The 23,962-nt window shown below is 40.6% G+C and carries 23 protein-coding genes; 14 read left to right on the forward strand and 9 right to left on the reverse strand.

Annotated features, from left to right (window positions below):
- Positions 1–57: 57 nt before the first annotated feature.
- Positions 58–1,410, reverse strand: coding sequence for an MATE family efflux transporter (locus tag BK575_RS01730; protein ID WP_078408636.1), 1,353 nt, complete (start codon positions 1,408–1,410; stop codon positions 58–60).
- 267 nt (positions 1,411–1,677) lie between these two features.
- On the opposite strand from BK575_RS01730, the gene BK575_RS01735 reads away from it, so the two are divergent.
- The 3 genes from BK575_RS01735 to BK575_RS01745 all read left to right on the forward strand — a co-directional run bounded on the left by BK575_RS01735 (position 1,678) and on the right by BK575_RS01745 (position 5,355).
- Positions 1,678–2,547 carry a helix-turn-helix transcriptional regulator gene (locus tag BK575_RS01735; protein ID WP_078408637.1) on the forward strand — a complete coding sequence of 290 codons (870 nt, stop codon included), beginning with the start codon at positions 1,678–1,680 and terminating at the stop codon, positions 2,545–2,547.
- A 318-nt stretch (positions 2,548–2,865) separates the two neighbouring features.
- On the forward strand, positions 2,866–4,251 hold the full coding sequence (locus BK575_RS01740) for an alpha-amylase family glycosyl hydrolase (RefSeq protein ID WP_235867285.1): 1,386 nt from the start codon (positions 2,866–2,868) through the stop codon (positions 4,249–4,251).
- Positions 4,252–4,308: 57 nt separating this feature from the next.
- Complete coding sequence (locus tag BK575_RS01745; RefSeq protein ID WP_078414600.1) at positions 4,309–5,355, forward strand: LacI family DNA-binding transcriptional regulator; 1,047 nt, start codon at positions 4,309–4,311, stop codon at positions 5,353–5,355.
- A 97-nt stretch (positions 5,356–5,452) separates the two neighbouring features.
- Here BK575_RS01745 and BK575_RS01750 read toward each other — a convergent pair whose 3' ends face one another.
- Positions 5,453–6,322, reverse strand: a complete 870-nt coding sequence (locus BK575_RS01750; protein ID WP_078408638.1) for an SDR family oxidoreductase — start codon at positions 6,320–6,322, stop codon at positions 5,453–5,455.
- A gap of 233 nt (positions 6,323–6,555) precedes the next feature.
- Entirely contained in the window at positions 6,556–7,047 is a 492-nt protein-coding gene (locus BK575_RS01760) for a YajQ family cyclic di-GMP-binding protein (RefSeq protein ID WP_078408640.1), read from the reverse strand.
- Between the two features lie 199 nt (positions 7,048–7,246).
- On the opposite strand from BK575_RS01760, the gene BK575_RS01765 reads away from it, so the two are divergent.
- A complete protein-coding gene (locus tag BK575_RS01765; protein WP_078408641.1) occupies positions 7,247–8,128 on the forward strand; it encodes a CvfB family protein in 882 nt (293 codons plus the stop codon).
- 145 nt (positions 8,129–8,273) lie between these two features.
- Here BK575_RS01765 and BK575_RS01770 read toward each other — a convergent pair whose 3' ends face one another.
- Positions 8,274–8,423 carry a DUF3941 domain-containing protein gene (locus tag BK575_RS01770; RefSeq protein ID WP_078408642.1) on the reverse strand — a complete coding sequence of 50 codons (150 nt, stop codon included), beginning with the start codon at positions 8,421–8,423 and terminating at the stop codon, positions 8,274–8,276.
- A gap of 106 nt (positions 8,424–8,529) precedes the next feature.
- Positions 8,530–9,390: a DegV family protein gene (locus BK575_RS01775; RefSeq protein WP_078414601.1), complete on the reverse strand. Its 861-nt coding sequence runs from the start codon at positions 9,388–9,390 to the stop codon at positions 8,530–8,532.
- A 185-nt stretch (positions 9,391–9,575) separates the two neighbouring features.
- On the opposite strand from BK575_RS01775, the gene BK575_RS01780 reads away from it, so the two are divergent.
- Positions 9,576–10,418 carry a YitT family protein gene (locus BK575_RS01780; RefSeq protein WP_078408643.1) on the forward strand — a complete coding sequence of 281 codons (843 nt, stop codon included), beginning with the start codon at positions 9,576–9,578 and terminating at the stop codon, positions 10,416–10,418.
- Between the two features lie 66 nt (positions 10,419–10,484).
- On the opposite strand, the gene BK575_RS01785 is transcribed toward BK575_RS01780, so the two are convergent.
- The 3 genes from BK575_RS01785 to BK575_RS01790 all read right to left on the reverse strand — a co-directional run bounded on the left by BK575_RS01785 (position 10,485) and on the right by BK575_RS01790 (position 12,198).
- Positions 10,485–10,988 (reverse strand): hypothetical protein, encoded by a 504-nt coding sequence (locus BK575_RS01785; RefSeq protein ID WP_078408644.1) that lies wholly within the window; start codon positions 10,986–10,988, stop codon positions 10,485–10,487.
- Positions 10,988–11,143 (reverse strand): hypothetical protein, encoded by a 156-nt coding sequence (locus BK575_RS28265; RefSeq protein ID WP_169907489.1) that lies wholly within the window; start codon positions 11,141–11,143, stop codon positions 10,988–10,990. Before BK575_RS28265 ends, BK575_RS01785 begins: the two co-directional genes overlap by 1 nt.
- 242 nt (positions 11,144–11,385) lie before the next feature.
- On the reverse strand, positions 11,386–12,198 hold the full coding sequence (locus BK575_RS01790) for a Cof-type HAD-IIB family hydrolase (protein WP_078408645.1): 813 nt from the start codon (positions 12,196–12,198) through the stop codon (positions 11,386–11,388).
- Positions 12,199–12,357: 159 nt separating this feature from the next.
- Here BK575_RS01790 and BK575_RS01795 point away from each other — a divergent pair, with 159 nt between their 5' ends.
- The 8 genes from BK575_RS01795 to argF all read left to right on the forward strand — a co-directional run bounded on the left by BK575_RS01795 (position 12,358) and on the right by argF (position 22,664).
- A complete protein-coding gene (locus BK575_RS01795) occupies positions 12,358–12,666 on the forward strand; it encodes a metal-sulfur cluster assembly factor (RefSeq protein ID WP_078408646.1) in 309 nt (102 codons plus the stop codon).
- 512 nt (positions 12,667–13,178) lie between these two features.
- The gene (gene argC / locus BK575_RS01800; protein ID WP_169907996.1) at positions 13,179–14,213 is read left to right on the forward strand and encodes an N-acetyl-gamma-glutamyl-phosphate reductase; all 1,035 of its coding nucleotides are present in this window, start codon (positions 13,179–13,181) and stop codon (positions 14,211–14,213) included.
- A gap of 23 nt (positions 14,214–14,236) precedes the next feature.
- Positions 14,237–15,475: a bifunctional ornithine acetyltransferase/N-acetylglutamate synthase gene (gene argJ / locus BK575_RS01805; RefSeq protein ID WP_078408647.1), complete on the forward strand. Its 1,239-nt coding sequence runs from the start codon at positions 14,237–14,239 to the stop codon at positions 15,473–15,475.
- 12 nt (positions 15,476–15,487) lie between these two features.
- The gene (gene argB, locus BK575_RS01810; RefSeq protein ID WP_078408648.1) at positions 15,488–16,315 is read left to right on the forward strand and encodes an acetylglutamate kinase; all 828 of its coding nucleotides are present in this window, start codon (positions 15,488–15,490) and stop codon (positions 16,313–16,315) included.
- On the forward strand, positions 16,281–17,435 hold the full coding sequence (locus BK575_RS01815; RefSeq protein WP_078408649.1) for an acetylornithine transaminase: 1,155 nt from the start codon (positions 16,281–16,283) through the stop codon (positions 17,433–17,435). Before argB ends, BK575_RS01815 begins: the two co-directional genes overlap by 35 nt.
- Before the next feature lie 75 nt (positions 17,436–17,510).
- A complete protein-coding gene (locus tag BK575_RS01820) occupies positions 17,511–18,590 on the forward strand; it encodes a carbamoyl phosphate synthase small subunit (protein ID WP_078408650.1) in 1,080 nt (359 codons plus the stop codon).
- Positions 18,583–21,705 (forward strand): carbamoyl phosphate synthase large subunit, encoded by a 3,123-nt coding sequence (locus tag BK575_RS01825; RefSeq protein WP_078408651.1) that lies wholly within the window; start codon positions 18,583–18,585, stop codon positions 21,703–21,705. Before BK575_RS01820 ends, BK575_RS01825 begins: the two co-directional genes overlap by 8 nt.
- Entirely contained in the window at positions 21,705–22,664 is a 960-nt protein-coding gene (argF, locus tag BK575_RS01830) for an ornithine carbamoyltransferase (protein ID WP_078414603.1), read from the forward strand. The genes BK575_RS01825 and argF overlap by 1 nt, the downstream gene beginning before the upstream one ends.
- Positions 22,665–22,761: 97 nt before the next feature.
- On the opposite strand, the gene BK575_RS01835 is transcribed toward argF, so the two are convergent.
- On the reverse strand, positions 22,762–23,574 hold the full coding sequence (locus tag BK575_RS01835; RefSeq protein WP_078408652.1) for an undecaprenyl-diphosphate phosphatase: 813 nt from the start codon (positions 23,572–23,574) through the stop codon (positions 22,762–22,764).
- A gap of 186 nt (positions 23,575–23,760) precedes the next feature.
- Between BK575_RS01835 and BK575_RS01840 the strand changes: the two genes are divergently transcribed.
- Positions 23,761–23,940, forward strand: a complete 180-nt coding sequence (locus BK575_RS01840; protein WP_078408653.1) for a YjzC family protein — start codon at positions 23,761–23,763, stop codon at positions 23,938–23,940.
- Positions 23,941–23,962: the final 22 nt, after the last annotated feature.

Consider the following 23,962-nt stretch of genomic DNA (forward strand, 5'->3'; position numbering starts at 1 on the left):
AATCGGCTGTCCTTCTGTTTTATTGCCTGCTAAGTCCTAGTAATAAGGTACAGTAATTTAAGCTGTTCGAGGCAAAAATGCTTTTTTCTCCCATATACGAGAACGCCAACGCCTGAGCATAAGCAACCCGCGCAGCCATTCATCAACAATGAAAGAGATCCAAATTCCCGCTAGCCCGAAATCTAGAATGATCCCCAAGAAGTAAGAAATGGTCACGCTCACTCCCCACATGGATAAGATCCCCATGTAAACGGGGAATGTGACATCACCGGCTGCTCGAAGGGAATTAATAATCACAAGATTAAACGCGCGTCCAGGTTCCAGGAGGATCGTTAAAAAGATGAGGGTGGTTCCGGTAGAGATAATATCTTCATTAGACGTAAAGATAGACAATAGAGCTTCAGAGCAAAAAGAAAAGAGAACAGCCATTAAAGCAGAGATTGCAACGGCAATCTTCAAGCTCTTTAAACATCGATTATAAGCTTCTTCCAATTTTCTTTCTCCGACCAGATATCCAATCATAATTTGGGTTCCTTGACTGACAGCCACGCTAAATAGGAAGATGAACATCATGATATTTTGAGCATATACTTTTGTCGTCAGCGCTTCTGTTCCCATCAATGTAATAAAGTACGTAATGATGATTTGAGATGCATTATAAGAGAGATGCTCTCCGGCAGACGGAATCCCGATTTTCAGCAAGTTCTTCAAATGAACTTTTGGGATTCGGTAAAAAGACCTGAAAGGCAGCTTCTCATTAATTCGTTTAAATAGCAGAAAACCAATCATAACTAAACCGATCATACGGCTGAAGGTTGTTGATAAGGCAACACCTTCTACTCCTAAAATAGGAAAGCCAAAAGGACCAAAGATAACCAAATAGTTTCCGAAAATGTTCAGTAAATTCATCCAGATCGTTACATACATCGTATCTCTTGTAAAGCTATAGCTGCGTAATACTGCACCGACGGTCATGATGAGACCTTGGAGGAAAGAAAAGCCTCCTACAATTTTCAAATAAATGGATGCCTCAGGCATTAGTTTTTCCGGTAAATCCATCATTCGCAGCAAGGGTTCACTGAATATCCAAATGCCAATGCTTAAAATAAGACCGATAATCAAGTTGGATACCATGGAAATGACTGATACGTCAGCAGCTGTGCTCCGTTGATTGGCTCCTAAATGCTGGGCGACGATAATGGAACTGCCTGTGGCAATAAACCCGAACATGACAATCAATAAATTTAAAATTTGATTGGCGACTCCTACCGCTGCTACAGAGTCATCCGAAAATTGACTAAGCATTAATGTATCGGCATTACCCATCAGCATATGCAAGAAAAGCTCAATGAAAATCGGCCATGTTAACACGAATAGCGTCATTCTTTTGATTGTTTTTTCATTGCTCATTCATTCTTCTCCTTTAGATAATTCCGACTTAAAATCATTACTATGTTATAAGGTTTTTACTATAATAGAAAGAGATAAAAACGATAAAGGTTGGATAATTCCGACCTATAAGGAGCGGGGAGAACCCTTGAGGGTTCTCCCCGCTCCTTATACGAAATTTTTTGTGAACTTATTTAAGATATAGGAACAGAAAGGTGCAAATAGGATAATAGTCAACAGAAAAGGTTAGAAACTTTCATTGAATTTAAATAGCAAGGGGAGTGTACGATGTCAGTTCTTCATTTTTCGGTGCCGCCGTTTCCGACTTTTATTATTGGAGGTAGGCATATGCTTGATATTGGAAAGAAGCATGTGAAACGGGTGTTTACCGTATTTGATTTACTATATGTAAAGAGCGGGGTGTTATTTATTACGGAAGACGGCATTCCGTATGAGGTGAGTGAAGGAGAATATATTATTCTCGTTCCCGGAATCGAACACTATGGTCATAAGGGGTGCGAGGAGAAGACAGACTTTATATGGATCCACTTTTTTATGGAGGAAGGCTATACTTCGTTGCCAAAAGAACATATCGAATGGTCGAGTTTAGTGAAAGAAGAAGGGACGATTACAGAGCCATGGTATTTTACTTTCCAAATACCGAGATACGGAAGCGTTCAAAATCGTCCGCTAATCAATCGGTTGCTTAATTACCTTGTGGGGTTGGATGAATATGAAGGTGTGGAAAATAAATTGCGGCAGCAGCTTCTGTTTCAGGAGTTCTGTCTTCAGCTTCAAAAAGAGGTGCTTGCGATCCCGACCGCGGCTGAACAAGTAACAGAGCAAATAGTCGCTTATATTCGTGAATATTACAATGAATCCATTACAATGAAAGAATTGTCTGCAAGACTCCATTATCATCCAGATTATATGACAAGAAGTATGCAAAAAACGATTGGGATGAGCCCAGTTCAATATTTACAACAATATAGAATTTCCCAAGCTAAAAAGCTGTTAGCAACAACCAATATGAAAGTGAAGGATATTTCCAACTTAGTCGGCATTCAAGATTATACCTATTTCTCGCGGATTTTTAAAAAGCAAGAAGGGTTAACACCTAATTCCTATCGGAGGTTTGTAAAACGTGATGGGGTGTAACAAAATGGACAAAAATGAATGCTTAAAAAGGGATTGAGAATCATCTCGTTACTTGTATAATAGAGTGAGTAGGTTGCAAGCGATTTCATTTGTTGATTGTTACGATGTAGAAATGGTTAATCATTTCTATTTTCATAGTTGTTTTTATTTAGGAAAATTGCTGGCAGGGAAGCTTTTGACTTGCTCATGTGAAGTGTTTGTCTATGAAAGTGTCGACTGATTATATGCAGTTTGTATAAGGGTGTTGTGAGAAAGAGAAGCGCCCATTATAATTTGAGAAAACCTCCGCTGAAGAGATAGAGAGGATAAGAGGAGGATATGATGATTGGTAACCGAGTAATGGCTTTACTTTTAATCCCGTTTCTTTTGATCAGCAGTGTTCCGGTTGTAGCAGCGGAAACAGAAGAAAGAATATGGGAAGATGAATGGATGTATTCCATTATGATTGATCGTTTTAACAATGGAGACCCTACAAATGATCAAGGTATAGATATTCATAATCCTAACGGTTATCATGGCGGCGATGTGAAAGGGATTATCGATAAGCTGGATTATATACAGGATATGGGGGTTACCGCTATCGTACTGTCTCCTCTGTTTAAGAGCAGTACTTACGATGGGAGCGGTGTACAGGATTTTTATAAAATGGACGAGCGTTATGGAACGATGGAACAGCTCAAACAACTTATAAAAGAAGCTCATGATCGTGACATGAAAGTGGTGCTGCGTTTTGTCGCATCAGATAATGATCAAGAAACGCTAAAAGCTGCTGTATGGTGGATGGATCAAGTAGACATAGATGGATATAAAATTTCCTCTTTAGAAGAAAAGTCCCCTTCTTTTTGGAAAGCGTTCGTTAATCAGGTGAAAGCACATTCACCGGAGTTTTATTTGATTGGCTCCGCTCCAGAAGGCAGTGACGGAACTTTATATGAGAAAGCTGGTTTTGATTTAATTATTGATTATTCTCTGTATGAACAAATTTCCGATGTGTTCAGCAAAATTAATTCTTCATCAAAGGGTTTATATGAACGATGGGGACAAACGGTATCTTCCTATGAAAATGCTTTTACAGTTGGTACGATGATTGATGATGAAGATACAGTCCGCTTCACAAGAAAAGCGTTGGAAAACCGCCATCATCCAGGCACAAGGACAAAGCTTGCGCTGACATATTTATTTTCGGCACCAGGTATACCGACAATTTATTATGGAACGGAAATAGCCCTGGATGGAGGGGAAGAGCCCGATAATAATCGATCAATGAATTTCCGTGTAGAGAAAGAATTGATTGATTATATATCAAAGATAAGTGAAATAAGAGCTCAAATGCCTTCTTTACGAAAAGGAACGTTTGAATTGATTTATGAAAAAGATGGGATAATGGTTTACAAGCGTGGATATAAAAATGAAACGACGGTTGTAGCGATTAATAATACAGATGAAACCCAGATAGTAGACATTCCTGTTGAACAGATGGGAAGAGAAAAAGAACTGCGAGGTTTGTTAGAGGAAGATATGATCCGCTCTACAGGAGATGGATATCGTATAGCAATTGACCGGGAGAAAGCGAACATTTACGTACTAGGTGATAAAACAGGTTTGAATGTAAAGTTCATTGCTGCCATGGTCATCGTTTATGGGACTTTCATGATATTCATTTATTTGGTTTGGAAGCGGGGAAAAAAGAAACAAGCGTCTTAATGTCTTAATAAAGAAGGAAACAATAATTAGACAACATTGGGAGAGGAGTGCATGGATATGGGCGTAACCATCAAGGATGTCGCCAATTTAGCTAAAGTTGCGCCTTCGACGGTTTCCAGGGTCATCGCAAACAGCTCGCGCATCAGTGAAAAAACAAAGCAGCGAGTTCGATTAGCCATGAAAGAACTGGGCTACCATCCGAACATTATTGCGAGAAGTCTCGCCAACCAATCGACACAAGCGATAGGGGTTGTTATGCCAAGCTCGGCTGATAAAGTATTTCAAAATCCATTTTTTCCTGAAGTCATTAGGGGAATCAGTACAGGGGCACATGAGAAAAAGCATGCGATCTACATGTCCACAGGTGAAACCGAAGAGGAAATTTTTCAAGAAGTCGTTCAAATGGTCCAAGGCCGTCGAGTGGATGGAATTATCCTATTATATTCAAAAGTAGATGATATGATTTTACCGTATCTTCAAGAACATGAAGTACCATGTGTCGTGATTGGGAAGCCTTTTAAAAACGGAGAAGGAGTATCCTTTGTCGACAATGATAATTTCCGTGCCGGACGTGAAGCGACCGAATATTTGATTGAGATGGGACACGAGAGAATCGCGTTTGTGGGCGGGAATTTAGACCTTGTCGTTACAATCGACCGCCTGACGGGTTATGATAAGGCTATTCGGGGAGCTAATCTTCAATATCGCGATGAATATGTCATTCATCAAGAATTTTTACGCGAGGGCGGCAAAGAAGCTGTTCGTAAACTAATGTCATTGGAAAAAAGGCCGACAGCACTAGTTGTAGCAGATGATCTAATGGCGCTTGGAATCTTAAATACATTGGATGAAATGGAAATCTCCGTTCCGGATGATATTTCCATCGTAAGCTTTAATAATGCATTAATTGCGGAGCTGGCCCGCCCTGCTCTGACATCTGTGGATATTAATATTTTTGAGCTTGGCTATCAAGCCGTACGTTGTTTGATTGACCAATTTGAATATCCCTATCAAATGGTTAAGCAAATTAAAGTGCCGCATGAAATGATCAAACGACAATCATGTAAACCGCTAACTAAAAAGACCGTTGACACGACTAGTTGAAGAGATTGTTTCAGAAGTCTTGAATAACGGAAACTTCCATTGGTGGAGGGCCTTTCAGGATAAGGAGTTAAAAGGGAACGAGTTCCCTTTTAACTCCTTATCCATTTACAATTGTTCCGCCGTTTACATGCAGCATTTGCCCTGTAATATAAGATGAATCGTCACTTGCGAGGAATACATAACTAGGTGCCACTTCATGAGGCTGGCCTGCACGTTTCATTGGTGTGTTGGCACCAAAGCTTGCCACTTTTTTGCTTGAGAAGGTAGAAGGAATAAGCGGTGTCCAAATAGGACCAGGGGCCACTCCGTTAACACGAATGCCTTTTCCGACAAGGGATTGTGACAGAGAGCGTGTAAAGGTGACGATGGCACCTTTTGTAGAGGAATAGTCAATAAGCTGGTCATTTCCTTCGTACGCCGTGATGGAGGCTGTATTAATGATCGAGCTTCCCGCTTTCAAATAAGGAAGAGCTGCTTTTGTCAAATAGAAAAAGGAAAAAACATTCGTCCGAAACGTTTTTTGAAGTTGGTCAGCTGTAATATCTAAAAGGTTCCCTTGGGGATGCTGCTCCGCTGCATTGTTAACAAGAATATCGAGTTTTCCAAATGTGGAAATCGTATCTTTGACAATTTGCTCGCAAAAATTTTCTTCGCCAATATCCCCTGAAAGAAGTAAGCATTTCCCTCCCAAATGCTCTACTTGCGTTTTTGTTTCTTTTGCATCCTGGTGTTCGTCAAGATAAGCAATGACGACATTGGCTCCTTCTTTTGCATAGTGATAAGCTACAGCACGTCCAATTCCGCTATCTCCCCCTGTAATAATGGCCACTTTGTCTTTTAATTTTCCTCCTGCTTTATATTGATTATGAAAAGAAACCGGAATTGGATTCATCTCTGATTGAATACCGGGCTGTTTATTTTGGTGCTGAGGCGGGAATGTTTGTTGTTGATTTTGTTGATTGGTCATAATGTTACCTCCTCTTTCTGCTGCTTCTTTTGTTAGTATGGAGAGGACGGAAGATTTTATCCCGTATTTGATTGATACTAAGTCCTCAGTGATTCAACTTCATTTTATGCAACAGAAAGGGCTGTTTCCTAAAGACCCCGTCATGAAATCCTTTGATTTTACTGGATTTCCGCGACGGGGTCTTTCAGGAAGATGACGAAAAAGGGGAGAACATCCCCTTTTTCGTCATCTTCTTAGCGATAGTTAATGAATTGAACATCAATCGGCAAATCTGCTTCGCGGATTGCGGCAATGACCTGCTGTAAGTCGTCTCTGCTTTTGGCGGAGACACGCAGCTGATCATCTTGAATTTGGCTTTTGACTTTAAGGCCTGTGTTTTTAATGATGGTATTTAGCTTTTTGGCATTTTCCTTATCAATTCCTTGCACCAATGACGCACGTTGTCTGACGGTACCGCCTGAAGCATTCTCCACTTTGCCATACGATAAGTTTTTAATCGGGACTTCACGTTTAACGAGCTTGGAAAGCAAGACGTCTTTCAGTTGATTGAGCTTAAACTCATCATCTGAAATGAGAACCAGTTCTTCTTTATCGAGGGAAATATCACTTTTGCTTCCTTTGAAATCATAACGGTTCTTAATTTCTTTCATGGCAATATTAATCGCATTTGTAACCTCGGAAAGGTCTACTTGGGATACAATATCGAACGAGCTTTCTTTAGACATAGTAACCTCCTCATTTGTTAAAAATTTCTTATTACTATTATAGACAAATATCAGAATGGGTACAACTGAACGAAAAGTTGAATGGGCGGACAGGAATTGGTACAATCACCATATGTTGGTGCCGAACTAAGGGGCAGTAACGCCTTCACTGACTGAAGGATGACGTTATATTTTGAAACGAAGGAAGGAAAACAAACGAATGAGTAAATTACAACCTGGAAAGACGATGGTGCTTCGTGTAGTAAGGGAAACACCATTAGGATATATGCTGACAGATGGAAGGGAAGAAGTGCTTCTTCATCGAAACGAGGCAACCGCAACATTGGCAGAAGAAGAGGAAGTCAAAGTTTTTATATACTTGGACCGAGAGGGGAGACTGACGTCTACGATGACATTGCCGGTCATTGAAGCAGGAACTTATCAATGGGTCAAGGTCGTTGGAACCGAACCAGGGCTTGGGGTATTCGTGGATATTGGCATAAGCAAAGATTTACTGGTGGAAAAAAATGATTTGCCTGCCCTCGAGTCATTATGGCCAGCAGAGGGAGACTTGCTGTACTGTACCATAAAAGCGACGAAGCGGGGACTTTTGTACGGGAAGCCGGCAACAGAAGACGTGATGCAAGGCATCTCCAAGGAAGCGCCGAAGTCTTTATTCAATAAAGATATAAATGCAACGGTTTATCGTGTATTAAGAGTAGGAACATCATTCATCACAGATGAGGGCTATTTGGGGTTTGTTCACGAAACAGAACGGAGAGAAGAGCCGCGTTTAGGTGAAAGAGTAAAAGTGAGGGTCATCCATGTAAAGGAGGACGGCACATTAAATTTGTCGATGCTTCCACGTAAACAAGAAGGCATGGGGGAAGATGCGGATAAAATCTATGAGTATTTACAAAGCAGGAGCGGAGCGATGCCTTATTGGGACAAGAGCTTTCCAGAAGATATTCGTGATCGCTTTAATATGAGTAAAGCCGCGTTTAAGCGTGCTCTTGGCAAGCTGATGAAGGAAAATAAGATTACCCAAGAAGAAGGCTGGACTTATATAAAAAAAGAAGAGGAAGGAGATTCAAGAGGGTAAAAAGTATCCCTTTTGAATCCACCTTCTGAAAAGCTCCATTATGAAAATCCAGTAAAATTGAGGATTTCGTAATGGGGCCTTTCAGTTGAAATTGTTTTTTGCCTTCCTTTTGATTGAGGAAGGAATACATATATGGTCATTCTATTTAGAGATGATCTGTTTCCTTCGAGTATGAACGCTCTCCCGCTTGACGGTTCTTTTCCCTCAAAATATTTTTTTCATGTCGTTTAGCGTTATTATCTCTTGCCTTTTTGTCATTGTCGCTTGTTTTAAAATGTGCTTTATCATTTCCCAAATTAAAACACTCCTTTCACCTGATGATGATATTAAGGTTCGCCTGGAGCATTTAATTTATACACGGCAGCTGAGCAGGACGCCTCCGTTTTTCTAATGTATGCAAGTTATGACAAAGGGTCATTTGAGAAAAAAAGCGCAATCGTACCAGGACCTGCATGGGAACCGACAGCAGCGCCAATTGTGTTAATGATAAAAGACTGGCATCCGAATTTTTCTTGAATGAGCTGTTTGAGTTCAAGGGCCGTTTGTTCGTCATCTCCATGACTGATGGCGATCGTTTGAGAAGATAAATTGTGTCCGCGTTCTTCCATCAATTCGACCATGCGTTTTAATACCTTTTTACGTCCCCGTATTTTTTCGATTGGAATAAGCTTGCCGTCTTCGACATGAAGCAGAGGCTTAATATTGAGAAGGCCGCCGATAAAAGCAGAAGCTTTACTTACACGCCCGCCTTTTGCAAGGAAATCCAAATCATCGACCGTAAAGATATGCTCCATATGGCGGCTGTATGTTTGAATCTTTTCTGCAATTTCTTCAAATGGCAGCGACTGATTGAGAAGCTGAACGGCATGATGCACGATAAGTCCTTGGCCCATTGAAGCGCATTTTGTATCAATGATTTCGATTTGGGCATCGGGATAGTTTTCTTTTATTTCTTGTTGTATCATGACCGATGTTTGATAAGTACCTGATAACTGAGAAGAAAAAGCGATGTAAATGCAAGCATCCCCATTTTTAACAATCGATTCAAAAGTATCATAGATGGCAGCAGGTGCTGCCTGCGATGTTTTTGGATGGGCTCCATTACGAATATGCTTATATATATCAAGCGGTTGAATCGTTTGAAGATCTAAATATTCTTCATCGTTGAGATGAACGCGAAGGGGAATGAACTGAACGTCATGTTCTTCGAAAAAATGCAAAGGCAAATCGCTTGCACTATCCGTTACAATTTTGATTGACATCATTGTCACCTTCCTATTACTTTTATGTGCCATGAATATTTTATAGACAGTTGGACTAAAACACAATTCTTTTGACCGTGCTGGAGGGAAGGGAATTCTTATTCCCTTCCCTCCAGCACGGATTAATGAATAAGAAGCGACTATACTAGTAGTAAATGTATATGCATGACGGGAGGAAACATTTGATGGTTTGGTTAGAAGTCAAAAAATTTATTGTTGTCTTGCTCGGTGCGCTATTGAATGCCTTGGCTTTGAATTTATTTTTAATTCCGGCCAATATTTATGCAAGTGGTTTTACGGGAGCGGCTCAACTGGTTTCGAGTGTTTTGGCCGATTACACGCCGATTCATATTTCAACGGGTGTTTTACTCCTTTTGTTTAACATTCCTGTAGCGATTTTAGGTTGGATGAAAGTAGGGAAGTCCTTTACTTTATATAGCTTTTTAAGCGTAGCAGCGACGACGGTTTTTTTAGGGTTCATCCCGGTTTATGCTCTTTCTGAAGATATCTTATTGAATTCTGTGTTTGGCGGAGTCATTCTTGCTGTGGGTGTTGGCTTTACATTGAAATGGGGGGCCTCAACAGGAGGGTTGGACATTATCGCAATGATTTTATCCCGCATGAAGGACAAACCGGTAGGTACCTATTTCTTTGCCATCAATGTAGTTATTATCGGGACGGCAGGGTTATTATACGGGTGGGAAAAAGCTTTATATACGCTTGTCGCTTTATACGCCTCCACTCGTGTGATCGATGCGATTCACACTCGCCATGAAAAGCTCACGGCGATGATTATTACGAAAAAAGGAGAGGAATTGAAAAAAGCCATTCATGCCAAATTGGTCCGGGGAATTACGACTGTTCCAGCTAAAGGGGCTTTTACGAACGAGGAGAAGGAAATGATGATTATTGTCATTACAAGATACGAGCTGTTCGACTTGGAGCGAATTATTAAGGAAGTAGATCCAAATGCCTTTACTAACATTGTTCAGACAACCGGAATTTTTGGTTTCTTCCGAAAAGATTAAGAAGAACATATGCTTTTATGGAAAAAGTCCCATGCCTCTTTAAAGAGAAACATGGGACTTTTTTGGTTACATTTTTCCGCCCAGTTCTTCTGCCAGTGCATTTACCTTTGTTTTTTCTTGAGAGGCGGCTTGATTGGCAGCACTTGAACCGGTTTCTTGTCCCATTACCATTGGCTGTTGGGGGTTAATTTCTTGTGCAGATTCAATACCCAATGTTTGCTGGAATTGTTGAAGCTGCTGTTGCTCTTCCATTGATAATTGCTTCATGGCTGAAGAAACAACATTTCCCGATATATCCATTTTTCCATTATGGTTATTCGGTGAAGGTTGGCTTTGTGTATTTGATTGAAAGCTTTGCTGAAATTCCTGGACTTTTTGTTGATCTTCTTTGGACAAGCTTCCCATGCCTGCTGTCAAAATAGACTGCATCATTCCCATATCAAAAGAGGTACCTGTTGCAGCATTATCATCTTTTTGGCTGTTAGCAGAAGGTGATGTTGTTTGTTGTCCAGATGGCGATAGAACTTCTTTTACTTTATCAACAGCCTGTTGAAATAAAGAGTCTGCCATTACATCTGACCTCCAGGAGAAGAGGAGTGATTTTGTTTAGCTTTTAGCTGCTCAGCTTCAGCCAAAGTCATATGGTAAGGGATACGCTGATCATGAAGTTGGACAGCGTCAGCACCTTGTTTAACAAAACGCTTAGATTTATTGCTTCTACCCATTACGCATTCCTCCTCAAAATGAACGAAATGGACACAATTGCTTGTGTCCATTGTAGTTTATGTAGTTTCAGAATGGATATAGCGATAAAAATTTTCCTGACATAAAGTGAAAAAAGTTCATTAGGGGAGTACCTTTGATTTGAAGTGTCGATGCGTCATCATGTTGAATAGTCGCATTGCTTAAAAGAACTCAATATTAATATGGGACCTTAGATAAATTATTTTTCAACAGATATTCTTCCTTATAGTTTTAATACTTCTTGTAAATAAATGGCGATCCCGTCTTCTTCATTTGATAAGGTGATTTCTTTAGCAATGTTTTTGAGGGGGGAAATGGCATTTCCCATCGCTACACCATGTCCTGCAAATTCAATCATTTCCAAATCATTATCTTCATCGCCAAATGCGATGATCCGTTCTTGGGGAATGCTGTAATGATCAGCGACTTTTTGAAGGCCTACTGCTTTGTTTAACCCTTTTTTGACGATTTCAATGACATGCCAAGGAGCCCCCCAGCGACGATGTTCAATGACTTCGGCATGTACTTGTGATAAGTGCGAGCGAATGTCATTTACATGATTTTCGTCAGCATGAATTAAAATAGAAGTAGGATCATGATGTAAATGGAGGCGCAAATCGCCTGTTTGGAGTTTCGGGTTCCCTAAATTAATGACATCAATCAGTTCACGGTCATCGTAGTGCAAATACACATCATCCATTACTTCAGCGAGGATATTGTTAATTTGGTAATCTTCCATGGCATCAACAATGTCATGAGCGGTGTGGTGCTGAAGGGGATTATGGTGGATGCCCCATGAATGTTCGAGAGGATGATGAACAAGTGCCCCATTAAAATTAACGATAGGTGTATCTAATTTTAGCTCAGCATAGTACATGGAGCTTGAACGATAAGGGCGTCCGGTTGCAATCATCACAATATGACCTGCTTGTTTGGCTTTTTCCAGAATCAATTTCGTTTTAGGAGAAATCGTTTTTTTATCGGTCAATAATGTTCCGTCTAAGTCGAGTGCAATTAAATGTGGTTGTTTGCTCATAAGGGCTCCTTTCGATGAGGTTAGAGATAATTTTACTTTAACATAATTATATGTATGTGTCGCGCGGCTGTTTATCCCTCATTAAACATAATGAACCCTTTTTGTTTCATGGACAATGGAACTGCTCTGATGACAATTTGAAGAAAAGAGGCTGGAAGAATGGACGAAAAAATGAATGAACTCATGATGGAAGCATTGGAAGAAGTAAAGGACCCTGAACTTGGGGTGGATATCATTAATTTAGGGCTTGTTTATGATTTGGAATTAACGGAAAAGGGAACGGCTATCGTCACCATGACCTTAACATCTATTGGCTGTCCGCTTGCTGGAGCTATTACAGAAGATGTTAAAAAAGCACTGTCGGGGCTTCCGGAAGTGAAAGAAGTAGAAGTGAATATAACCTTTAATCCTCCGTGGGGCAAAGAGCGAATGTCACGTTACGCTAAAATTGCATTAGGAGTTCAATAAAATCAAATTTAGATATTCAATTCTTTGTTCGTCGAGAAGTTTCGAAAGGAATCCTATAAATTCGACATGAGTGTTTTTTAATCTATGTCGAATTTATAGACATAGATATGTAACTGTTGCATAAGTTAAAAGGCCGTAAAAATAATTTTTTACTGAAAGGACCCGTATTCAATTCCTTGATTTTACTGAATCCTGGTGACGGATTCGTTTATATTATTCCACTTAATAATTTGACACATCTTCATTCGATTGAGGGATATTCACAATCAGTTATTTAGACCACTTGAATTTGCCTTCAAAGGTTCACCTAAGCGGATGGCGCTGACCCCGCAAGGGGAGTGGCAGCCGCTTAGGTTTGGAAAATATGGCGTGACCGTCTTTTGGTCACGCCATATTTTCCAAATCAATCTTAATAATTAAATATTCATTTGATTTTATTTTTATACGGTATTATAATGATTAATAATTTAATAGATATGAAGGGACGTTAAAATTACATTATGATGAAAAAGATTAAAGTCGGTATTATTGGCGCAACAGGATATGGTGGGATCGAGTTGATCAGGTTGTTATCTTCTCATCCATTTTTTCATATTTATTCAATTTATTCTTCATCTCAAGAAGGGATGCAATTGAAGGATGTATATCCGCATTTATCTCATGAAAAATGGAAACTTCAGGATATTGACCCGGTTCAAATAGCCAAAGATGTAGATTTGGTATTTACCGCTACACCTTCGGGAATCTCAAGCCAGCTTGTACCTGACTTAATCGATGCGGGGGTAAAGGTAGTCGATTTGTCAGGCGATTTTCGTTTAAAAGAAGAAGAGGTATATGAACAATGGTATAAAAAGCCATCTGCTCCAACAACTTATCTAAATCAAGCAGTGTACGGGTTATCTGAGTGGTTTGCGGAAGAAGTAACAAGCAGTTCGTTTATAGCCAACCCTGGCTGCTATCCGACAGCAACGTTATTGGCATTAGCTCCTCTCGTGAAAAATGGTTTGATTGAAGAAGATTCGATTATTGTGGATGCAAAGTCAGGCATTTCAGGAGCAGGAAAAGGCTTATCAAGTGCTACACATTATGCAGAAACGAATGAGAATTTTAAAATCTATAAAGTAAATCAACATCAGCATATTCCAGAAATTGAACAAGTGCTTACAAGATGGAATGGAAACATCAAACCAATTACATTCAGTACGCATTTAGTGCCGATGACAAGAGGGATTATGAGCACGGTTTATGCAAAGGCGAAAAGTGATATGACTTTTGAAGATTTACATGCTCTTTATCTAGCAAGCTATGAAGGAGCCCCTTTTGTCAGAGTAAGAGAGAAAGGGAAATTTCCATCCACAAAAGAAGTATGCGGCTCTAACTATTGTGATATCGGGCTCGCATTTGATGAACGAACGAAACGCATTACGGTAGTAGCAGTTATCGACAATTTAGTAAAAGGAGCGGCAGGTCAAGCGATTCAAAACGCCAATATCATGATGGGCTATGAACAGCAAACTGGCTTAACTTTCGTTCCTGTTTATCCATAAGAGAAAGATGTAGAGAGAGGAGAATGAATGTGATTAAGGCGAAAGTGAAAACAGAGGTAAAGAAGGTTGAAAACGGAACGGTAGTGACACCAAAAGGGTTCTTTGCAGCAGGTGTGTATGCAGGCTTGAGTCACGGAAAAAAAGATGTGGGAGCCGTAATGAGCGAAAGTCCTGCAAGCTGTGCAGCGGTTTATACACAAAGCAGTTTTCAGGCAGCACCTCTTCATGTAACAAAAGAAAGCATTAGCAAGGAAAAGAAGTTGCAAGGAATTATTGCAAACAGTGCATGTGCCAATGCTTGTACAGGAGAACAGGGATTAAAAGATGCCTATGAAATGAGAGAAGCGTTTGCGGAGAAATTCGGAGTGGCTTCCCATTATGTAGCAGTCGCTTCTACGGGTGTAATTGGTGAATTACTGAATATGGAGAAAATCCGTAAAGGAATTTCAGAATTGGAGCCAAGTGCAGACCAAACTGGAGCGGAAGACTTTCAAACGGCTATTTTAACAACAGATCTCGTGATGAAAACGGCTTGCTATGAAACGATGATTGATGGCAAAAAGGTGACAGTCGGCGGAGCTGCTAAAGGTTCTGGAATGATTCATCCGAATATGGCGACAATGCTTGGCTTTGTAACAACCGATGCAGCGGTTGATTCCATTGTTCTTCAAGAAGCTTTAAGCTCTATTACGAATAAAACATTTAATCAGATTACAGTGGATGGAGACACATCCACAAACGATATGGTCATCGTGATGGCGAATGGAATGGCAGGAAATAACCCGTTAACACCAAGCCACCCCGAGTGGGCACAGTTTTATGAAGCATTGAAGCTGACATGTGAAGACCTGGCAAAGGCAATTGCCCGAGACGGGGAAGGCGCGACAAAGTTAATTGAGGTTCAAGTGAATGGAGCCAAAACGAAAGAAGACGCCAATAAAATTGCGAAACAAATTGTTGGATCCAATCTTGTCAAAACAGCTGTATATGGAGCGGATGCTAACTGGGGCCGCATCATAGGAGCCATTGGGTACAGCGGGGTCGAAATTGATCCGACTAAAGTCGATGTAAGCCTTGGGAACATTTGCATGTTGAAGAAAAGCCAGCCGCAGCCCTTTGACGAAACGGCAGCTAAGGAGTATCTGCAGCAGCCAGAAGTCGTTATTCACGTTCAGCTTGGTGAAGGCGATGAAAACGGAACGGCTTGGGGATGTGACTTAACATACGATTATGTGAAAATCAATGCGAGCTATCGCTCATAGGGGAGAGAAATGATGGGTAATCAAGAAACCATTGTCGTGAAATGCGGTGGCAGCGTTATGAGTCAATTGAACGATTCTTTCTTTCAAAGCTTGTCCCGTTTAGCAGAACAAGGCTATCGTCTCGTCATTGTTCATGGGGGAGGCCCAGATATTGAAGGGATATTAAAACAGCTTAATATTCAATCAGAGTTCGTCAATGGACTGCGTAAAACATCAGCGGAAGTACTGGATGTCGTGAAAATGGTGTTGGCAGGAAAGGTGAACAAACAGCTGGTTATGTCTTTACAAGCATGTGGGTTGAATAGTGTGGGCCTGTCCGGGTGTGATGGAATGCTTCTTGAAACAGAAGCCATTAATTATGAAGAGTTGGGATATGTTGGTGAAGTAGTTAACGTGAATGATGAACTTCTCCATCATTTAATGGAAAAAGAATATGTCCCTGTTATTTCGTCCATTGGAGCAAATCAAGAGGGTGAATCTTTCAATATTAACGCTGACTTGGCAGCGGGTGCGGTCGCCCAGGCGCTTGGAGCGAAGCAGCTATTGTTCGTAACAGATGTGCAAGGAATTATAAAAGATGGTGAGCTGCTTGACGAGGTAACACCTGTTTATATTGAACAATTAATTAAAGATGGGGTTATATACGGCGGGATGATTCCAAAAGTAAAATCGGCTATAAAAGCATTGTCTTCTTCCTTGCCAAAAGTGCAAATTGTCAGTGGAAAAAGTTCTTTCATGAATGAAAACGGGGAATGGATCGGAACAACGATTCAATATACAGAAGATGAAGCGGAGGGAGAAACACATGAGTTTTTTGTTTCCAACGTATCAACGGTTTGATGTAAAAGTAAAAAGTGCGAGCGGAGCAAAGCTGGTGGATGAAAATGATAAGGAGTATCTCGACTTTATTTCTGGTATTGCGGTATGCAATCTAGGTCATCGCCATCCGGATGTACAAAAAGCTGTCGAAGAACAATTAAATCAAGTATGGCACGTATCGAACTTATTTCATGTTTCTCTTCAAGAAGATGTGGCGGAATTGCTTGTCCAGTATTCGGACGGAGATGCTGTTTTCTTTTGTAACAGCGGAGCGGAAGCGAATGAAGCGGCCATTAAATTAGCCCGAAAATATACGAAACGCCATAAAATCATTACATTTGAAAAATCGTTCCATGGTCGAACGTTTGCAACTATGTCAGCGACGGGACAATCCAAAATTCATGACGGATTCGGACCGCTGCTGCAGGAATTTGTCTATGTACCTTATAACGATATAGAAGCAGTAAAGAAAGCCATGGATGAGACAACAGCGGCCGTGATGCTGGAAGTCATTCAAGGGGAAGGCGGAGTCGTTCCGGCCCAAGCAGAATTTTTACAAGCTGTGCAGCATCTTTGTCAGGAAAATGGGGCATTGCTTATTGTTGATGAAGTACAAACCGGAATCGGGCGTACAGGAAAACCGTTCGCTTATCAACACTACGGCTTATCTCCTGATATCATCACAGCAGCTAAAGGGTTAGGAAGCGGTTTGCCGGTCGGGGCCCTTATTGGGAAAAGCCGTTTAATAGAGGCATTTGGACCTGGTTCACACGGATCAACATTTGGGGGGAATCCAATCGCCTTGGCGGCTGCTAAAGCTACGCTGCAAATTATCTTCCAGCAGGGCTTCCTGAATGAGGTAGAGCAAAAATCGGCTTACTTTATGGAGGAGCTTCAAAAACGACTATCATCTGTACCTTTTATCTCCACGATCCGCGGGAAAGGTTTTTTAATTGGAATTGAATGCGGGGAAAAGCAAAGTGAGCTTATAGCGAAAATGAGAGAGAACGGTTTGCTTGTATTAGGAGCTGGTCCATCTGTTGTTCGATTGCTGCCACCGCTAACGGTTACCATGGAAGAAATGGACCAAGCTTTGAATATTATTGAAAATATATGCATTCAAGAAAAAAATTCATTGTAAAATGAAGCGGTTTTTTATAAAATAAAATGTATAAAAATACTTATTTGTAAATAAAAATTCGTTCGGGGGACTATCATGAAAAGTTACGTTCATTTAGAAAACGGCGAGTCGTTTGAAGGGACTTTGGAGGATACCTCCACAAGTAAAGAGATGACGGGAGAAATCGTTTTTTTTACAGGAATGACCGGTTATCAAGAAGTACTGACAGATCCGTCATATAAAAATCAAATTATTGTATTCACGTATCCGCTGATCGGAAATTATGGAATCAATGAGCAAGATTTTGAAAGCAAAAAACCTCATGTGGCAGGAGTAGTGGTCTACGAGTGCTGGGATCAAGGATTTCACTACGAAGCGGTTTATACATTAAAAGAGTATTTAAACAAGTGGAATATTCCCCTTATTACACATGTGGATACGCGTGCAGTCGTCAAGCGTATTCGCAATGAAGGAACGATGCAAGCTGTTGTTTCTGCTAAGTCTTCTGTTTCGGCGGATGCTTTCCAAGAGCAAAAGAGTTCTGTTGTAAAAGAAGTATCCACCCCACAAGCAGAAACGTACGGAAAAGGTGATAAGCATATTGCCCTCATTGATTTTGGCTATAAAAAATCCATTTTACAAGAAATCATGGAACGCCAATGTAAGGTAACTGTCCTTCCTTATAACTTTTCTTTTGAACAATTGGCAGAATTAAAGCCTGACGGAATCGTCTTATCCAATGGGCCTGGAGACCCGGTTCAATTGATTCCTCAGCTTCCGGTTCTAAAGAAGGCGATTGAATCGTATCCAACACTGGGCATTTGCCTTGGCCATCAATTAATCGGGCTTGCTTGCGGTGCCAAAACGAAAAAGCTGACATTCGGCCATCGAGGCGCCAATCAGCCAGTAATGGATTTACTAAAGCAAAAAGTATATATGACCTCTCAAAATCACAGCTATGTGGTAGATGAGACGAGTGTTAAAAATACGAAACTAAAAGTACGTTTTAAAAATGTAAACGATGGCTCTGTTGAAGGATTGATGCATGAAACGTTACCGGTATTATCCGTACAGTATCATCCTGAAGCACATCCGGGACCAAGCGATAGCAGCTACATTTTTGACGAATTCTTAACATTAGTGAAGCAAGCAGGGAGAGAAAAAGTGTATGCCTAAAGATACATCATTACAAACCATCTTAGTCATTGGCTCAGGTCCTATCATTATCGGCCAGGCAGCGGAGTTCGATTATTCCGGAACTCAGGCCTGCCTTTCATTAAGAGAAGAAGGATACAAAGTCATTTTAGTCAACAATAATCCAGCTACTATCATGACGGATGAAAACGTCGCAGATGTCATTTATTTCGAACCATTAACCGTTGACAGCATCGATAAAATTCTGGAAAAAGAAAAGCCGGAAGGGCTATTGGCAACATTAGGCGGACAAACAGGTTTAAACCTTGCGCTTGAGTTAAATGAAAAAGGGATTTTGAAAAAACATGGTGTAAAATTGCTGGGCACACCGATTGAATCCATTAAAAAGGGAGAAAATCGCGAAGATTTTCGTGCATTAATGAAGGAACTGAACGAGCCGGTACCTGAAAGTACGATTGTGACAAAAGTAGAAGAAGCGCTTGCTTTTGGAGAAGAAATCGGCTTTCCAGTCATTGTTCGTCCCGCCTATACGCTTGGAGGAACAGGTGGAGGAATTGCCCATAATACAGATGAGCTGAAGTCTTTGGCAACAAGCGGTCTGCGTGAAAGTGCCATTCATCAATGTTTGATTGAGAAAAGCATTGCGGGTTACAAAGAAGTCGAATATGAAGTCATGCGAGACGCGAATAATACGTGCATTACGATTTGTAATATGGAAAATATTGATCCAGTTGGTATTCATACAGGAGACTCCATCGTTGTGGCTCCATCTCAAACATTGACAGATGTCGAATATCAGATGCTGAGAACAGCATCTATTAAAATCATTTCATCTTTAGGAATTATCGGAGGATGCAATATTCAATTTGCCCTCGACCCGGAAAGTAAGCAATATTATCTGATTGAAGTGAATCCTCGCGTCAGCCGTTCATCTGCCCTTGCTTCTAAAGCAACAGGATATCCAATTGCTAAAATTGCAGCTAAATTATCTGTCGGATATACATTGGATGAAATCTTAAATCCGGTAACAGGAAACACATATGCAAGTTTCGAACCGGCACTTGATTATGTGGTTGTGAAGTTCCCGCGCTGGCCGTTCGATAAATTTGCGCAAGCCGATCGCAAGCTTGGTACGCAAATGAAGGCCACCGGAGAAGTCATGGCAATTGATCGTAACTTAGAGAGAAGTCTGCAAAAAGCCATTTCTTCTCTGGAAATTAAATTGAATGGATTGGAGCTTCCAGCTTTACAAGGCTTATCAAAAGAAGAATTGGCAGACAGAATGAGCGGGCAAAATGATGAGCGTTTATTTGTCATCTTCGAATGGATTCGCCGCGGATACAGCATAAAAGATATTCATGAGGTAACGAAAATCGATTATTTTTATTTAACTCATTTTGTTCAATTAATTGATTTTGAACAAAAGCTGAAATCCTTGAATCTGGAAACAGTGGAGCCTGCGCTGCTTAAACAAGCAAAAGAAAAAGGCTTTTCTGATGAATATCTCGCTTTCATCTGGAATGTAGAGGAAATGGCAGTGCGGGAGAAACGAAAACAGCTTGATATTGTGCCGAGTTATAAAATGGTTGATACGTGCGCAGCAGAGTTTAAGTCCACTACAGCTTACTTTTATTCCAGTTATTATGGTGAGAGCGAATTATGGGAATCGAATAAAACGAAAGTAGCGATTATCGGTTCAGGTCCTATTCGAATCGGGCAGGGAGTCGAATTCGATTACAGTTCTGTTCACGGTGTTTACGCACTGCAAGAAGAAGGGTACGAAACGATTCTAATTAACAACAATCCTGAGACCGTCAGTACGGATTTTCAGGTGGCAGACCGCTTATACTTTGAGCCGATCACGGTCGAAGATGTATTAAATGTGATTGAAGCAGAAGGAATTGACCATGTCATCATTCAATATGGGGGACAAACCGCGATTTCACTTGTGAAAGGATTAACGGAAGCGGGGGTTTCGATTTTAGGTGTCACAGAAGACATCATCGATGCGCTGGAAGATCGCGATAAGTTTTATCAGCTGTTGGAAGAGCTGGCTATTCCTCACGTACCTGGAGAAATGGCTGACACTGAACAGGAATTGATGGAAAAGGCAGATGCAATCGGTTTTCCGATTTTAATTCGTCCTTCCTATGTCATTGGAGGAAGAGGAATGGTGACTCTTTATGATCAAGAGGAGTTAGCCTCTTATGTACAGTTGATTGAGCCAAGTCATTATCCAATTTTAATTGATGCGTATTTACCGGCAAAAGAGGCTGAAATTGATGTAGTGACAGATGGACAACACATTCTTGTTCCAACCATCATGGAGCATGTTGAAAAAGCAGGTGTTCACTCCGGTGACAGCTATGCTTACTTGCCAGCTCAGACGTTAAAAGAGACGGTTAAAGAAAAAATTGTGGACTATGCTGAAAAAATAGCCCAAAAACTTTGCTATAAAGGCGTCATGAACATTCAATATTTGGTGGATGGAGACAATGTACTCGTTCTAGAAGTAAATCCGCGAGCGAGTCGTACGGTTCCTATCGTCAGTAAAGTGACCGGTGTTCCGTTAATTTCGCTGTCGACTAAAATATTGCTCGGGAAATCTTTGGCGGAAATTCATGAAAAAACAGGATTGTTGTCAGATCCTACTTATCAAACAATTAAGTTTCCTGTTTTTTCAACAAATAAGTTAGCAGGAGTCGACCCTCTTGTCGGACCGGAAATGAAATCAACCGGTGAAGGAATTGCCATTGCCTCAACGATTGAAGAAGCTGCGTTAAAAGTCTTTTACCCTTACTTATCAGCTCGTTCAACTGCTGGTCAGTTGTATGTGGATGGCCCAGCAGATGAACAATGGCTTAACGAGTTAGTGGAGCATGGTGTAGATATTGTCACAGAGGAAGAAGTAAGTGAATGGGTATCAAAACCAGAGGCGCTGCTCTTTATCAGCTTCAACAAAGGGGAAGAAGGAAAGCAAAAACGATTAACAGCCTTAAAACATGGCTTACTTGTTTTGACAGAAAAAGAAACAGTGGACTTATTCATGACAGCTCTCAAACAGGAGCAATACGATGTTTGTTCATTACAAAAATGGAAATATGATGATCAACAAGCAAAAGGAGTGACGGTATGATGGGAGCAGTTTCGTTAAAAGAAGGGCAAACTCAATTAAAGGGTAAAGATTTGTTGACCTTAATGGATGTAACACAAGAGGAGATCCTGTACTTGTTGGAAAGTGCTCTTGAGCTTAAAAAGAAGCATAAAAATGGCGAGATCATTTCTTCTTTAAAAGGAAAAACTCTTGGAATGATTTTTGAAAAATCGTCCACCCGCACTCGTGTGTCATTTGAAGCAGGCATGATGCAACTAGGAGGAAATGCTCTTTTCTTAAATAGCAAAGATTTGCAAATTGGAAGAGGAGAAACGATTGCCGACACAGCAAAGGTATTGTCAGAGTTCATTGATGTCATTATGATTCGTACTTTTGAACACGAAAAAGTGGTTGAACTCGCTAAGCATGCCAGCATCCCGGTCATCAACGGTTTAACAGATGATTTCCATCCTTGTCAGGCTCTTGCTGACTTATTAACCATTTATGAGCATAAGAAATCGTTTAAAGGCCTAAAGACGGCTTATATCGGAGATGGCAACAATGTTGCTCATTCACTTATGATTGCCTGCGCTAAAGTAGGAATGGATTTCACGCTTGCGTGTCCTGAAGGCTATGAACCAAAGGAGTTCGTCGTCAAATATGCACAAGAAACGGCTAAGGCAACGGGTGCAACTATTACGATTTGTCATGACCCTGTTGCTGCTGCAAAGGATGCAGATGCCCTTTATACAGATGTATGGACAAGTATGGGGCAGGAAGAGGAATCGAAAGAACGTTTAGCGGTTTTTGCCCCTTATCAAATTAATCAAGAACTCGTTCAATACGCTAAAAATGATTATTTATTTTTGCATTGCCTGCCGGCTCACCGCGGCGAAGAGGTAACGGCGGAAGTTATAGACGGTGCTCGTTCTTTTGTTTTCCAACAGGCAGGGAATCGTATGCATGTCCAAAAAGCCTTGTTACAAGCTATACTTGGATAAAAAAATCCGGCCATCTGGCCGGATTTTTTAATAGCTGTGAAAAGTACCTATAACATTTTTAGGTGAAAATTTATTTGATTTTTTTAGAGGGAAGGAATTAAGTGAATAGCAGGACGAGTGTCCCTACGATAAAGCAGTAAACAGCAAAGTATTTTAAGTTGCCTCGTTCCATGATCCCTTGAAACCACTTCAGAGAAAAATAAGAAGCGACAAGGGATCCTAAAAACGCTACAGTATATGGCAGCATCAACTCGTTAAGATGTGGGTCCCGTAAAAGGTCGGATGCGCCCAAAATCATTCCGCCAACACTAACAGGGATAAACAATAAGAAAGAAAAGCGAAGGGCTGTTTCCTGTTTTGTACCGCGCAGCATGGCAGCTACGATGGTAGCCCCGGAGCGACTAATCCCAGGAATAAGAGCCACCGCTTGAGCCAAACCTATGATGAGTGCATCCTTAATGGTTAATCCGGCATCACCCTTGCGACCGCGCAAGTTTCGAATCGTCCATAAAGCAAAGCCTGTAATGAGAAGAGTTACACCCAATACTTTAACTGACTTTAAATTTTCTGAAATAAAATCCTCGAACAGTATACCAATAAAACCAGCTGGAATGGTGCCTACAATTAAGTAAATAATGAAGCGAAAGTCGGCTTTGGCTGATGGGTCTCGGGTAGTCGTATATCGGATCCCATTTGAAGCCAATCTGACTAGGTCTTCACGATAAATAAGCAGGACGGCTAATAATGAAGCGAAATTTACGAGAAGCTCAAAGCTTAATCCTTCTATTTCCAATCCTAAAAAATATTGCGCCAAAACGAGGTGTCCGCTGGACGAAATGGGAATAGGTTCTGTAAACCCTTGGAATAATCCTAAAAATAAATATTTCAACACATTATATAACTGTTCCATTCATATCCTCTCCAACTTTTGATTGTACGTTCAAAAAAACAGACTCTATCAGTATAGAAAATATTTCCTCTAATTTGAAGATGAAATTTTCATGTTAAATTTAACAGTCGTTTTCCATGCATTCATGAAAATGAGAAAAATGGGGATGATATTGAATGAAGCACCTTATTAAAGGAGGCAATAAAAATGGGTCAAAACCGACATTTTACACCTGGTCAAAAGGCACCGAATAACGGTGTTTATATAGAAATCGGCGAAACAGGAAGCAATGTGAAAAATCCGCAAAAAATAAAACTAAAAGCGGGCGATCGTTTTCCTGAAACGGCTAATCATAATCGCCATTGGACCTATATGCGTAAACCCTAACTGAGAGATAACTTTCGAGAAA

The sequence above is a fragment of the Priestia abyssalis genome (genome assembly GCF_002019595.1).
Lineage (GTDB): Bacteria > Bacillota > Bacilli > Bacillales > Bacillaceae_H > Bacillus_BA > Bacillus_BA abyssalis.

Coding starts and splice junctions, on each gene's coding strand:
- BK575_RS01840 (WP_078408653.1), top strand. CDS start 23,761: ATGGGTCAAAACCGACATTTTACACCTGGTCAAAAGGCACCGAATAAC.
- BK575_RS01760 (WP_078408640.1), bottom strand. CDS start 7,047: ATGTCTAAAGAAAGCTCGTTCGATATTGTATCCCAAGTAGACCTTTCC.
- BK575_RS01795 (WP_078408646.1), top strand. CDS start 12,358: ATGGACGAAAAAATGAATGAACTCATGATGGAAGCATTGGAAGAAGTA.
- BK575_RS01785 (WP_078408644.1), bottom strand. CDS start 10,988: ATGGCAGACTCTTTATTTCAACAGGCTGTTGATAAAGTAAAAGAAGTT.
- BK575_RS01825 (WP_078408651.1), top strand. CDS start 18,583: ATGCCTAAAGATACATCATTACAAACCATCTTAGTCATTGGCTCAGGT.
- BK575_RS01790 (WP_078408645.1), bottom strand. CDS start 12,198: ATGAGCAAACAACCACATTTAATTGCACTCGACTTAGACGGAACATTA.
- BK575_RS01765 (WP_078408641.1), top strand. CDS start 7,247: ATGAGTAAATTACAACCTGGAAAGACGATGGTGCTTCGTGTAGTAAGG.
- BK575_RS01740 (WP_235867285.1), top strand. CDS start 2,866: ATGATGATTGGTAACCGAGTAATGGCTTTACTTTTAATCCCGTTTCTT.
- BK575_RS01730 (WP_078408636.1), bottom strand. CDS start 1,410: ATGAGCAATGAAAAAACAATCAAAAGAATGACGCTATTCGTGTTAACA.
- BK575_RS01775 (WP_078414601.1), bottom strand. CDS start 9,390: ATGTCAATCAAAATTGTAACGGATAGTGCAAGCGATTTGCCTTTGCAT.
- BK575_RS01750 (WP_078408638.1), bottom strand. CDS start 6,322: ATGACCAATCAACAAAATCAACAACAAACATTCCCGCCTCAGCACCAA.
- BK575_RS28265 (WP_169907489.1), bottom strand. CDS start 11,143: ATGGGTAGAAGCAATAAATCTAAGCGTTTTGTTAAACAAGGTGCTGAC.
- BK575_RS01835 (WP_078408652.1), bottom strand. CDS start 23,574: ATGGAACAGTTATATAATGTGTTGAAATATTTATTTTTAGGATTATTC.
- BK575_RS01735 (WP_078408637.1), top strand. CDS start 1,678: ATGTCAGTTCTTCATTTTTCGGTGCCGCCGTTTCCGACTTTTATTATT.
- argB (WP_078408648.1), top strand. CDS start 15,488: ATGGGTAATCAAGAAACCATTGTCGTGAAATGCGGTGGCAGCGTTATG.
- BK575_RS01815 (WP_078408649.1), top strand. CDS start 16,281: ATGAGTTTTTTGTTTCCAACGTATCAACGGTTTGATGTAAAAGTAAAA.
- BK575_RS01780 (WP_078408643.1), top strand. CDS start 9,576: ATGGTTTGGTTAGAAGTCAAAAAATTTATTGTTGTCTTGCTCGGTGCG.
- BK575_RS01745 (WP_078414600.1), top strand. CDS start 4,309: ATGGGCGTAACCATCAAGGATGTCGCCAATTTAGCTAAAGTTGCGCCT.
- argJ (WP_078408647.1), top strand. CDS start 14,237: ATGAATGTGATTAAGGCGAAAGTGAAAACAGAGGTAAAGAAGGTTGAA.
- BK575_RS01820 (WP_078408650.1), top strand. CDS start 17,511: ATGAAAAGTTACGTTCATTTAGAAAACGGCGAGTCGTTTGAAGGGACT.
- argF (WP_078414603.1), top strand. CDS start 21,705: ATGGGAGCAGTTTCGTTAAAAGAAGGGCAAACTCAATTAAAGGGTAAA.